This is a genomic window from Pseudomonas sp. MDT2-39-1 (genome assembly GCF_054898085.1).
In genome coordinates this window covers 1123378-1137584 of the sequence record NZ_CM142716.1, presented here as the reverse complement: position 1 = coordinate 1137584, position 14207 = coordinate 1123378, and the positions used below count along the sequence as shown (strand labels likewise).

The 14207-nt window shown below is 62.6% G+C and carries 2 protein-coding genes; both read left to right on the top strand.

Features of this window, described 5'->3' with window-relative positions; all coding sequences use genetic code 11:
* Positions 1–133 precede the first annotated feature (133 nt).
* Positions 134–13117 (top strand): non-ribosomal peptide synthetase, encoded by a 12984-nt coding sequence (locus ACYZTM_RS05655; protein ID WP_461987516.1) that lies wholly within the window; start codon positions 134–136, stop codon positions 13115–13117.
* Between the two features lie 175 nt (positions 13118–13292).
* The gene (locus ACYZTM_RS05650; RefSeq protein ID WP_461987514.1) at positions 13293–14105 is read left to right on the top strand and encodes an alpha/beta fold hydrolase; all 813 of its coding nucleotides are present in this window, start codon (positions 13293–13295) and stop codon (positions 14103–14105) included.
* The last annotated feature ends 102 nt before the right edge of the window (positions 14106–14207 follow it).

Genomic DNA, 14207 nt, shown 5'->3' with positions numbered 1-14207 from the left:
GGGTAAATCCCGGCCAAAACAGCATTCCCAATGCCTTGCGCAGTCGGCGAAGACCGCGTCCTGCATGCCCTTCTATGGGCGTGACGTAAGAAAACCGATTCCATTTGCAAGCCGAATTCAGGCAGGAAACCTCATGACCGACGCGTTCGAACTCCCAAGCAATCTGGTCCAAGCCCTCCAGCGCCGCGCGGCCCTGACGCCGGATCGGGTGGCCTTGCGTTTTCTCGCCGAAACCCCGGATCAGGCTGTGGTCCTCAGTTATCGCGACCTGGATCTGCGGGCGCGAACCATTGCTGGTGCGTTGCAGGCCGAGGCTGAATTCGGCGATCGCGCCGTGCTGCTGTTTCCCAGTGGCCCGGATTACGTCGCGGCGTTTTTTGGCTGCCTGTATGCCGGTGTGATCGCGGTGCCGGCCTATCCACCCGAGTCGGCTAAACGTCATCACCAGGAACGTCTGCTGTCGATCATCAGCGACGCCGAGCCGCGCTTGTTGCTGACCAGCGCCGGCCTGCGCGACGCCTTGCAGCAGATTGAAGGTGCGCCGCCGCTGCTTTGCGTCGACACCCTCGACGGTGCCTTGGCCGACAGCTGGATCGAGCCGAACCTGGCAGACGACCACATCGCGTTCCTGCAATACACCTCAGGTTCCACCGCGCTACCCAAAGGTGTGCAAGTCAGCCACGGAAATCTGGTGGCCAACGAACTGCTGATTCGTCATGGTTTCGGCATCGATCTGAACCCGGATGATGTGATCGTCAGCTGGCTGCCGCTGTACCACGACATGGGCCTGATCGGTGGTCTGTTGCAGCCGATTTTCAGCGGCGTGCCGTGCGTGTTGATGTCGCCGGCCTATTTCCTTGGTCGGCCGTTGCGCTGGCTGGAAGCGATCAGCGAATACGGCGGCACCATCAGCGGCGGACCGGATTTCGCCTACCGCCTGTGCAGCGAACGCGTCAGCGAATCAGCGCTGGAGCGCCTCGACCTGAGTGGCTGGCGCGTGGCGTATTCCGGCTCCGAACCGATTCGTCTCGACACCCTCGATCGCTTTGGCGAGAAATTCGCGGCGTGCGGTTTCACCACCGACAGCTTCATGGCGTCTTACGGGTTGGCCGAAGCCACTTTGTTCGTCGCCGGAACCCCGCGCGGTCAGGGCATCGGCAACCTGTGCGTGGACGATCAAGCCTTGGCCCAGAACCGTGCGGAGGCAGGCGTTGGCAGCGCGATCATGAGTTGCGGCATCAGTCAGCCGGATCACGCGGTGCTGATTGTCGATCCGGTCGCGCTCAATGAACTCGCCGACAACGTGGTCGGCGAAGTCTGGGCCGCCGGGCCGAGCATCGCCCATGGCTACTGGCGCAACCCCGAGGCCAGCGCCAAGACCTTCGTCCAGCACAACGACCGGACCTGGTTGCGCACTGGAGACCTGGGTTTCATGCGTGACGGTGAATTGTTCATCACCGGACGCCTGAAAGACATGCTGATCGTGCGCGGTCACAACCTTTACCCGCAGGACATCGAGCAGACCGTCGAACGCGAAGTGGAAGTGGTGCGCAAAGGTCGCGTGGCCGCTTTCGCCGTCAACGTCGACGGTCAGGAAGGTATCGGCATCGCCGCAGAAATCAGCCGCAGTGTGCAGAAAATCCTCCCACCCGACGCCCTGATCAAAGCCATTCGCCAAGCCGTGGCCGAGGCGTATCAGGAAGCGCCGAGCATGGTGGTGTTGCTCAACCCGGGCGCGTTGCCCAAGACCTCCAGCGGCAAACTGCAACGTTCGGCCTGCCGAAATCGACTGGCGGACGGTAGCCTCGACAGCTTTGCGCTGTTTCCGTCGGCGGACGTTCAGGGCGAATCCCAACCCGAATCAGGTTCCGAGCTGCAAACCCTGATCGGCCAGATCTGGTGCGAGCAACTGCAGGTCAAACAGGTCAACGCCGACGATCACTTCTTCCTGCTCGGTGGCAACTCCATCGCCGCCACGCAAGTGGTCGCGCGCCTGCGTGAAGCACTCGGTCTGGAGCTGAATCTGCGCCTGCTGTTCGAAGCGCCAACCCTTGGCGCGTTCACCGCCGCTGTCGCTCAGTTGCAACAGGACGGCGGCCTGGCCCAAGGCGCGATCACCACACTGCCTCGCAACGAACCGATGCCGCAATCCCTGGCGCAAAACCGTCTCTGGATCACTTGGCAGCTCGACCCGCAGAGCAGCGCCTACAACATTCCCGGCGCCTTGCGCCTGCGCGGCGAGCTGGACGAAGACGCCTTGCGCGCCAGCTTCCAGCAATTGATCGAACGTCATGAATCCCTGCGTACGCGGTTCTTCGAACGTGACGGCGTGGCACTGCAACAGGTCGATGCGGCGAGCGAATTCAACCTGCAATTGATCGACATCAGCGACCTGCCCACCGCCGAGCGTGAAACTTGCGCACTGCAAATCCGTGAGGACGAAGCCCGTACCCAGTTCGATCTGGAGAAAGGCCCGCTGCTGTGGGTGACGCTGGTGCGCCTCGACGATGAGGACCATCAGCTGTTGGTGACGATGCACCACATCATCGCCGATGGCTGGTCGCTGAACGTACTGATCGACGAGTTCTCGCGCCTGTACGCCGCGGCGTCCCAAGGGCAAACAGCGACACTGCCGGCATTGCTCACGCACTACGCCGACTACGGCAGCTGGCAGCGTCAATGGCTGGCGCAAGGGGAGGGCGAGCGCCAACTGGCCTACTGGAAAGCGCAGCTGGGTGAGGAACATCCCACTCTGAACCTGGCCACCGATCACCCACGCTCGGCCCAGCACATTTACAGCGCTGCTCGTCATTCCATAAAGCTGGACGCGACCTTGAGCGACGCCATTCGCCAGACCGCCCAGGCGCAGGAATCGACGCCGTTTATGCTGTTGCTCGCCGCGTTCCAAAGCCTGCTGCACCGCTACAGCGGCCAGCGCGACATCCGCATCGGCGTGCCGAATGCCAACCGCCCGCGCCTGGAAACCCAGGGGCTGATCGGCTTCTTCATCAACACCCAAGTGCTGCGCGCCGAGGTGGATCCGCGTCTGCCATTCGTTGAGCTGCTGGTGCAAACCCGTCACGCCGCGCTCGGCGCACAAGCGCATCAGGATCTGCCCTTCGAACAATTGCTGGAAGCGTTCCCGCAGGCTCGCGAGCAAGGCCTGTTCCAGGTGATGTTCAACCACCAGCAACGGGATTTGAGCGCACTGCGCCGTCTGCCTGGATTGCTCGCCGAAGAACTGCCGTGGCACAGCCGCGAAGCCAAGTTCGACCTGCAACTGCACAGCGAAGAAGACCAGAAAGGTCGCCTGAGCCTGTCCTTCGACTATGCCAGCGAAAGGTTCGACGCGACGACCATCGAGCGTCTTGCCGAGCACTTCAGCAACCTGCTGCGGGCCATTTGCGTACAGCCGTCAACCGCCATCGGCGACCTGCAACTGCTGACCCCAGACGAAAACGGCCAACACACTTCCTGGAGCGCCGCACCCTGCACACCGGCCAGCCAATGGCTGCCGGAGCTGCTCAACGAACAAGCGCGCCTGACCCCGGAACGCACCGCGCTGATGTGGGACGGCGGCAGCCTCGATTTCGCTGAACTGCACACCCAGGCCAACCGCCTGGCCCATTACCTGCGCGACAAAGGCGTCGGTCCGGACGTTTGCGTGGCCATCGCCGCGGAGCGTTCGCCGCAGTTGCTGATCGGCCTGCTGGCGATCATCAAGGCCGGTGGCGCCTACGTGCCGCTGGACCCGGATTACCCGGCCGAGCGCCTGGCCTACATGCTCAGTGACAGCGGCGTCGAATTGCTGCTGACCCAAACCGGATTACTCGAACGCTTGCCGGCCACCGACGGCGTCAGCGTGATCGCCATGGACGCCTTGCATCTGGAGAACTGGCCAAGCCAGGCACCGGGCCTGCATTTGCACGGCGACAACCTGGCCTACGTGATTTACACCTCGGGTTCGACCGGTCAACCGAAAGGCGTCGGCATCACCCATGCGGCGCTGGCCGAGCGGCTGGAATGGATGCAGAACACCTACGGTTTGAACGACACCGACGTGCTGATGCAAAAAGCCCCGATCAGTTTCGACGTGTCGGTGTGGGAGTGCTTCTGGCCGCTGATCACTGGCGCACGCTTGCTGATCGCCGGCCCCGGCGAGCATCGCGATCCGCATCGCATCGCGCAGTTGGTCCAGCAATACGGCGTGACCACGCTGCACTTCGTACCGCCGCTGCTTTCGTTGTTCATTGATGAGCCGCTGACCGCCGAATGCACCAGCTTGCGCCGGGTGTTCTCCGGTGGCGAAGCCTTGCCCGCCGAACTGCGCAACCGCGTTCTGGAACAGCTGCCCGCCGTACAACTGCACAACCGCTACGGCCCGACCGAAACCGCGATCAACGTCACCCATTGGCACTGCACCCGCGGCGATGGCGAGCGCTCGCCGATTGGCCGTCCGTTGGGCAACGTGGTGTGCCGCGTGCTCGACGGCGACCTCAACCCGGTGCCGGCCGGTGTGCCGGGTGAACTGTGTATCAGCGGTATTGGTCTGGCTCGGGGCTATTTGGGCCGTCCGGGCCTGACCGCCGAACGCTTCGTGGTCGATCCACTGGGCGAGCAGGGCGCGCGTCTGTACCGCACCGGCGACCGTGCGCGCTGGACGGCGGATGGCGTGATCGAATACCTCGGTCGTCTCGATCAGCAGGTCAAACTGCGCGGCTTTCGCGTTGAACCGGAAGAAATCGAAGCCCGTTTGCTGACCCAGAATGGCGTCGCCCAAGCCGTGGTGCTGGTGCGTGAGACATCGGCCGGTGGGCAGTTGATCGGTTACTACACCGCCACCGACTCAACCGAATCCGAAGACACGCAAACCGCACGCCTTAAAACCGCACTGGCGGCTGAGTTGCCGGAATACATGGTCCCGGCGCAGTTGATGCGTCTGGACGAAATGCCCCTGAGTCCGAGTGGCAAACTCGACCGTCGCGCCTTGCCCGAACCACAGTGGCAAGTGCGCGAACACGTCGAACCAATCACTGCACTGGAGCAACAAATCGCCGGCATCTGGCGTGAAGTGCTAGGCCAAAAACAGATCGGCTTGCGCGACGATTTCTTCGCCCTCGGCGGTCATTCGTTGTTGGCCACGCAAATCATCTCCCGTACCCGTCAGGCCTGCGACGTCGAGTTGCCGCTGCGAGCGCTGTTCGAAAACAGCGAACTGGGGGCGTTCGCCGAACAGGTGCAATTGATCCAGGCCAGCGGCAACACCAACCAGCAACCGCCGATAGAAAAAGTCGACCGTAGCCAACCGGTGCCGCTGTCCTATTCCCAGCAGCGCATGTGGTTCCTCTGGCAGATGGAGCCGGACAGCCCGGCCTACAACGTCGGCGGCATGGCGCGGCTGCGCGGTGTGCTGGATGTCGGGCGTTTCGAAGCGGCGCTGCAAGCGCTGATCCTGCGTCACGAAACCCTGCGCACCACGTTCCCGAGCATCGACGGTGTGGCCCAGCAACGGGTGCATGCGCAAACCGGCATGCGCATGGACTGGAAAGATTTCTCGGCGCTGGACGCCGACAGTCGTGAACAGTGCGTGCAACAACTGGCTGACGACGAGGCGCATAAACCGTTCGATCTGGAAACCGGTCCGCTGCTGCGCGCCTGCCTGGTCAAGACCGCCACGCACGAACACTACCTGGTGCTGACCCTGCACCACATCGTCACCGAAGGCTGGGCGATGGACATTTTCGCCCGTGAATTGAGCGCGCTTTACGAAGCGTTCGTCGATGACCGCGAATCGCCGTTGGCACCGCTGCCGGTGCAGTACCTGGATTACAGCGTCTGGCAGCGCCAGTGGCTGGAGTCCGGCGAGCGTCAACGCCAACTCGACTACTGGACCGCACAACTGGGCCGCGAACATCCGCTGCTGGAATTGCCGGCCGACCGTCCGCGTCCGCCGGTGCAAAGCCATCAGGGCGAACTGTTCCGTTTCGACCTGAGCGATGACCTCGCCGCACGGGTTCGCGCCTTCAACGCGCAAAACGGTCTGACTCTGTTCATGACCATGACCGCCGCGCTGGCCGTGCTGCTTTACCGCTACAGCGGCCAGACCGACCTGCGCATCGGCGCACCGGTGGCCAACCGGATTCGCCCGGAAAGCGAAGGGCTGATCGGTGCGTTTCTCAACACCCAGGTGTTGCGTTGCCAGCTCCACGGGCAGATGTCCGTCGGCGAGTTGTTCGAGCAGGTGCGCCACACCGTGATAGAAGGCCAGTCCCATCAAGACCTGCCGTTCGATCATCTGGTGGAGGCGTTGCAGCCACCGCGCAGCGCCGCTTACAACCCGTTGTTCCAGGTGATGTGCAATGTACAGCGCTGGGAATTCCAGCAGAGCCGCACCCTGGCCGGCATGACCGTCGAGTACCTGGCCAACGATGCACGCGCGACCAAGTTCGACCTCAACCTGGAAGTCACCGACCTCGATCATCGACTGGGTTGCTGCCTGACTTACAGCACCGATTTGTTCGATGAGCCACGCATTGCGCGCATGGCCGGGCACTGGCGCAATCTGCTGGAAGCGCTGCTGAGCGATCCGCAACAGCGCCTCAGCGAACTGCCGTTGCTGGAAGCCACGGAACAGCAAACGCTGCTGGACAGCCTTGGCGTCGAGCCGGGCGAGCATCGCCTCGACCAGTGCATTCATCACCTGTTCAGCGAGCAGGCACTGGTCCGCAAGGAGGCTCCGGCGTTGACGTTTGCGGGTCAAACCCTGAGCTACGCCGAACTCGACAGCCGCGCCAATCGCCTGGCCTGGATGCTCCGCGAGCGCGGCGTTGGCCCGCAGGTTCGCGTCGGCCTGGCGCTTGAGCGTTCGCTGGAAATGGTCATCGGCCTGTTGGCGATCCTCAAGGCCGGCGGCGCTTATGTGCCGCTGGACCCGGAATACCCGCTGGATCGCCTGCATTACATGATCGAAGACAGCGGCATCGGTCTGCTGCTCAGCGATGCGGCGATGTTCGACGCGCTCGGCGAGTTGCCGACAACCGTCGCTCGCTGGTGCCTCGAAGAGGACGCCGCCGAGTTGGCCAATTACCCAGCCACTGAACTGCCGTTTATCAGCCTGCCACAACATCAGGCGTACCTGATTTACACCTCGGGCTCTACTGGCAAACCAAAAGGCGTGGTGGCGTCCCACGGTGAAATCGCCATGCACTGCCGCGCCGTGATCGAGCGCTTCGGCATGCGCCCGGACGACTGCGAGCTGCATTTCTATTCAATCAACTTCGACGCCGCGACCGAGCGTTTGCTGGTGCCGTTGTTGAGTGGGGCGCAAGTCGTTCTGCGTGCGCAAGGCCAGTGGGACGCGGAAGAAATCTGCGGTCTGATTCGCCGTCACAACATCAATATCCTCGGCTTCACCCCAAGCTACGGTAGCCAGTTAGCGCAATGGCTGGCGACCCAGGGCGAAACCCTGCCGGTGCGCATGTGCATCACGGGTGGCGAAGCTCTGACCGGCGAACACCTGGCGCGAATTCGCGCGGCGTTCAAACCGAGCCTGTTTTTCAACGCCTATGGCCCGACCGAAACCGTGGTCATGCCGCTGGCGAGCCTGGCACCTGAGCAACTGGAAGAAGGCTTGGGCAGCGTGCCGATCGGCAGCGTGATCGGCGCGAGGGTGGCGTACATTCTCGACGCTGACCTGGCCTTGGTGCCGCAAGGCGCGACCGGCGAGTTGTACGTCGGCGGTGCCGGCCTGGCGCAGGGTTATCACCAGCGTCCGGGCATGACCGCCGAGCGGTTTGTGGCGGATCCGTTCGCAGCCAATGGCGGGCGTCTGTACCGCACGGGCGACCTTGTGCGCCAGCGTGCCGATGGTCTGGTGGAGTACCTCGGGCGCATCGACCATCAAGTGAAGATTCGCGGCTTCCGCATCGAACTCGGTGAAATCGAAACCCGCCTGCTGGAGCATGAGTCGATCCGCGAAGCCGTGGTGCTGGCCCTCGACGCACCGAGCGGCAAACAACTGGTCGGCTATCTGGTGACCGACGTCGCCGAGCAGGACGAGACGCAACAAGCGGCGCTGCGCGAAGCGCTGAAGATTCACCTCAAATCGCAGTTGCCGGATTACATGGTGCCGACGCACCTGATCCTGCTGGCCAGCATGCCGCTGACCGCCAACGGCAAACTCGACCGCCGCGCGTTGCCGGCACCGGACCCGGAACTGAACCGTCAGCACTACGTGGCGCCGAGCAACGAGCTGGAACTGACCTTGGCCGGCATCTGGTGCGAAGTGTTGAACGTTGAGCAAGTGGGCCTCAACGACAACTTCTTCGAACTGGGCGGCGATTCGATCCTGTCGATCCAGGTGGTCAGCCGTGCGCGGCAGCAGGGCATTCATTTCAGTCCGCGTGACCTGTTCCAGCACCAGACCGTGCAGACCCTGGCTGCCGTGGCGACCCGCACGGAGCAGGTCGCTGCCGAGCAGGGCTTACTCGCTGGCGAATCGCGTCTGACGCCGATTCAGCACTGGTTCTTCGACACCGACATTCCCCAGCGTCAGCACTGGAACCAGGCGTTGATGCTGGAACCGACCGTCGTGCTGGAACCCCATCGCCTGGAGCAAGCGCTGCTGGCGGTGATCGAACAGCACGATGCGTTGCGCTTGCGTTTCATCCAAGCCGGCGCGCAATGGCACGCCGAGCATCAGCCGATTTCTGACGTGCCGGTGTTGTGGCAAGTGCGTGTTTCGTCCATGGACAAATGCGCCGCGCTGTTCGCCGATGCCCAGCGCAGCCTCGACCTCGAACATGGGCCGCTGATGCGCGTGCTGCTGGTCGATGGTCCTGAAGGCCAACAACGGTTGTTCATCGCCATTCACCACCTGGTGGTGGACGGTGTTTCGTGGCGTGTTTTGCTGGACGATCTGCAAACCGTTTACCGTCAGCTGGACGCGCAACAGTCGGTCAAACTGCCGGCGAAAACCAGTGCGTTCAAGGATTGGGCCGCACGCTTGCAGGCGTATGCCGGCAGTGAATCCCTGCGTGAAGAACTGAGCTGGTGGCAATCTCGGCTGGCTGGGCCGAGCGTTGAGTTGCCGTGTGATCGTCTGCAAGGTGGCCAGCAAAATCGTCATGCACAAACCGTCAGCGTGCGGTTGGATGCCGAGCGTACTCGCCAGTTGCTGCAACAGGCCCCGAGCGCCTATCGCACCCAGGTCAACGATCTGCTGTTGACTGCGTTGGCCCGGGTGCTGTGCAACTGGAGCGGACAGGAATCGGCGCTGATTCAACTCGAAGGCCATGGCCGCGAAACCCTGTTCGACGAGATCGACCTGACCCGCACCGTCGGCTGGTTCACCAGCGCTTATCCATTACGCCTCGTGCCGGCGAACGGGCAGGGCGCTTCGATCAAGGCGATCAAGGAACAACTGCGCGCCGTGCCGCACAAAGGTCTGGGTTATGGCGTGCTGCGTTATCTGGCTGATGACCTGAGTCGTCAGACCCTGGCCGCGTTGCCGGTGGCGCCGATCACCTTCAACTACCTCGGTCAATTCGACCAGAGCTTCGGCGCGGACGCGTTGTTCCGTCCACTGGACGAGCCCGTCGGCGCGGCCCACGATCCGCACGCGCCGCTGCCCAATGAGCTGAGCGTCGACAGCCAGGTTTATGGCGGTGAACTGGTGCTGCGCTGGACGTTCAGCGCCGAACGCCACGAACCGCAAGCAATCACCGACCTGGCGAATGCTTACCTGAGCGAACTGCAAAGCCTGATCGCGCATTGCTTGCAGGACGATGCCGGCGGCCTGACGCCGTCCGACTTCCCGCTGGCCAAACTGACTCAGCCACAGCTTGACGCGCTGCCGATTCCGCCCGCGGTCATCGAAGACGTCTACCCGCTGACCCCGATGCAGGAAGGCATGCTGCTGCACACCTTGCTGGAACCGGGCACCGGCCTCTACTACATGCAGGATCGCTACCGCATCAACAGCGAACTCGATCCGCAGCGTTTCGCCCAGGCCTGGCAAGCGGTGATCGCCCGCCACGAAGCCCTGCGCGCCTCGTTCTGCTGGAACGTCGGCGAAGACATGCTGCAAGTGATACACAAACCCGGCAGCACGCCGATTGAAGTCCTCGACTGGACCGCGATTGCCGAAGCTGAGCAGGAGCCAAAACTGCAAGCACTGCTCAAAAGCGAGCGCGAAGCCGGGTTCGATCTGCTCAATCAGGCACCGTTCCACCTGCGCCTGATCAAGGTCGGCGCGGCGCGTTACTGGTTTATGATGAGCAACCACCACATCCTCATCGATGCCTGGTGCCGCTCGCTGTTGATGAACGATTTCTTCGAAATCTATACCGCCCTCGGCGAAGGTCGAGAGGCACAACTGGCCGTACCGCCGCGTTATCGCGACTACATCGGCTGGCTGCAACGCCAGAGCCTGGCTGAGGCGCGGCAGTGGTGGAAATCCAACCTGCAAGGTTTCGAGCGGACCACGCCGATCCCGAGCGACCGACCATTCCTGCGCGAACATGCCGGTGAAAGCGGCGGCATGGTCGTCGGTGACCGCTACACCCGCCTCGATGCCCGTGACGGTGCGCAACTGCGCGAACTGGCGCAAGCGCATCAGCTGACCATCAACACCTTCGCTCAAGCGGCGTGGGCACTGGTGCTGCGGCGATTGAGCGGTGATCGCGACGTGTTGTTCGGTGTCACGGTGGCCGGGCGTCCGGTGGAAATGCCGGAAATGCAACGCACCGTCGGGCTGTTCATCAACAGCATTGCGCTGCGGGTGAAAATGCCCGAAGACGATCAACGTTGCAGCGTGCGCCAGTGGCTGAGCGGTTTGCTCGACAGCAACATGCAACTGCGCGAGTACGAATACCTGCCGCTGGTGAGCATCCAGGAAAACAGTGAACTGCCCAAGGGCCAGCCGCTGTTCGACAGCCTGTTTGTGTTCGAAAACGCGCCGGTGGAAGTCTCGGTGCTGGACCGTGCGCAGAGCCTCAATGCCACGTCGGATTCGGGCCGCACCCACACCAACTTCCCGCTGACGGCGGTCTGCTATCCGGGCGATGACCTGGGGCTGCACCTGTCTTACGACCAGCGCTATTTCGACGAATCGACCGTCGAGCGCATGCTCGGTGAGTTCAAGCGGTTGCTGCTGGCGCTGGTCGACGGTTTCCATGGCGACATGGCCGATCTGCCGCTGCTGGGCGCCGAGGAACAGGATTTCCTGATCCATGGCTGCAACCAGAGCGAGCACGATTACCCGCTGGAGCAAAGTTATGCCGCGTTGTTCGAAGCGCAGGTCGCTCAGCATCCGCAGCGCATTGCCGCCAGTTGCCAGGACCAGCAACACAGTTACGTTGAGCTGAACCAGCGCAGCAACCGCCTCGGTCATGCGTTGATCGCGGCCGGGGTCGGGCTGGATCAACCGGTGGCGTTGTTGGCTGAACGTAACCTCGATTTGCTCGGCATGATCATCGGCAGCTTTAAGGCGGGGGCGGGTTATCTGCCGCTGGATCCGGGGCTGCCGAGTCAGCGCCTGAGCCGGATCATCGACCTGAGCCGCACACCGTTGCTGGTCTGCACGCAGGCCTGCCGCGAGCAAGCCATCGCACTGCTGGAAGAGTTCGGTTGCGCCATTCGGCCGAAGTTGCTGGTCTGGGAAGAGGTGCTGGCGAGCGGTGTCTCGGTGGCGAATCCGGGTATTTACAGTGGCCCGGACAACCTCGCTTACGTGATCTACACCTCGGGTTCCACCGGTTTGCCGAAAGGCGTGATGGTCGAGCAGCGCGGCATGCTCAACAACCAATTGAGCAAAGCGCCGTACTTGAATTTGAGCGATGCCGACGTGATCGCCCAGACGGCTTCGCAAAGCTTCGACATTTCGGTCTGGCAGTTCCTCGCCGCGCCGCTGTTCGGGGCGCGGGTGGACATCGTGCCGAACACCATCGCCCATGATCCACAAGGGTTGCTGGCGCACGTGTCGACCCAAGGCATTACCGTGCTGGAAAGCGTGCCGTCGCTGATTCAGGGCATGCTCGCCCAGGAACGCATGAGCCTCGATGGCCTGCGCTGGATGTTGCCGACCGGTGAAGCAATGCCACCGGAGCTGGCGCATCAATGGCTGCTGCGTTACCCGGACATCGGGCTAGTGAATGCCTATGGCCCGGCGGAATGCTCGGACGACGTGGCGTTCTTCCGCGTGGACATGGCCTCGACCCGTGGCAGCTACCTGCCGATCGGTACGCCAACCGACAACAACCGTTTGTACCTGCTCGATGGCGCGCTGGAATTGGTGCCGTTGGGTGCGGTGGGCGAGTTGTGTGTCGCCGGCACCGGGGTCGGGCGCGGTTATGTCAGCGATCCTTTGCGCACCGCTCAGGTGTTTGTACCGAACCCGTTCGGCGCGTCGGGGGATCGTCTGTATCGCACCGGCGACCTGGCCCGTCGGCGCAGTGACGGTGTGCTGGAATACGTCGGGCGTATCGACCATCAAGTGAAGATCCGCGGTTACCGCATCGAACTGGGTGAAATCGAAGCGCGTCTGCATGAGCAACCGCAAGTGCGTGAAGCGGCGGTCGGCGTGCAAGAAGGCGTGAACGGCAAGCATCTGGTTGGCTATCTGGTGGCGGCTGACTCGGCGCTGAACCCGTCCGAATGCCTGGAACGCATCAAGCAACGCTTGCGCGCCGAACTGCCGGAATACATGGTGCCACTGCATTGGTTGTGGCTGGACCGGATGCCGCTCAATGCCAACGGCAAACTCGATCGCAAGGCGCTGCCGGCGCTGGAGATCGGGCGGTTGCAAAGCCAGGACTATCAGGCGCCGCGCAATGAGCTGGAGCAGACGTTGGCGGATATCTGGGCTGAGGTGCTGAAGGTCGAACAGGTAGGCGTGCGCGACAACTTCTTCGAGCTGGGCGGGCATTCGTTGCTGGCGACGCAGATCGCTTCGCGGGTGCAAAAAGCCCTGCATCGCGATGTGCCGTTGCGGGCGATGTTCGAGTGCAGCACGGTGGCGGAGTTGGCCGAGTACATCGACGGGTTGGCGGCGAGTGACATCACCGAGGAGAAGGTGGATCGCCTGAATGACCTGATGGCGGAGTTGGAGGGGCTGTAATTCTCTAGCGTCTGCGCGGGCCCCTTCGCGGGCAAGCCTCGCTCCTACAGGTTTTCACGCATCCCTGTAGGAGCGAGGCTTGCCCGCGAAGGGGCCGCCGCAAGTACCACAAGGTTGACTGCGGATCGCCGGCGGCACAGTCTCCCGACTCCAGTTTTCACCAAGGAGACAGTCAATGCCCTTCGTAACGATTGACGGACAAGCCCTTCACTACATCGATCAAGGCACCGGCCCGGCAGTGCTGCTGGCTGGCAGCTACCTGTGGGACCAGGCCATGTGGGCGCCGCAGATTGCTGCGTTGTCGCAACACCACCGAGTTATTGCCCTGGACCTGTGGGGTCACGGTGAATCCGGGCCACTTCCCGAAGGCACGCAATCGCTGGATGACATCGCCCGTCAGGCCTTGGCGCTGCTCGATCATCTGGACGTTGATCGTGTCACGCTGGTCGGTCTGTCGGTGGGTGGCATGTGGGGCGGGCGACTGGCGCTGGCCGCGCCACAGCGGATCAACGGCCTGGTGCTGATGGACACCTACGTCGGCGTCGAGCCGGAACCGACTCGCCAATACTATTTCTCGTTGTTCAAGCAGATCGAAGACTCCGGCATGATCGCGCCGCAGCTGCTCGACATTGTGGTGCCGATTTTCTTTCGTCCGGGGATCGATCCGCAGTCGGCGCTGTATCAGGATTTCCGCGCCAAACTGGCTGCGTTGCCGTCCGAACGTCTGCGTCAAAGCATTGTGCCGATGGGGCGGATTACGTTTGGTCGGGATGATCTGTTGCCGCGTCTGGGCGAGCTGAATCCTGAAACGACGTTGGTGATGTGTGGCGATCAGGACAAACCGCGGCCGCCGTCGGAAACGAAGGAAATGGCTGCGTTGATCGGTTGCCCGTACGTGCTGGTGCCGGAGGCGGGGCATATCTCCAATCTGGAGAATCCGCAGTTTGTGACCGAGGCGTTGTTGAAGTTTCTGGCTGAAAGAAATTAGTCGATCTTTCGGACGCCTTCGCGGGCAAGCCTCGCTCCTACAGGATTGTGTCGATCACAGAATCGCGAACGACACGATCCTGTAGGAGCGAGGCTTGCCCGC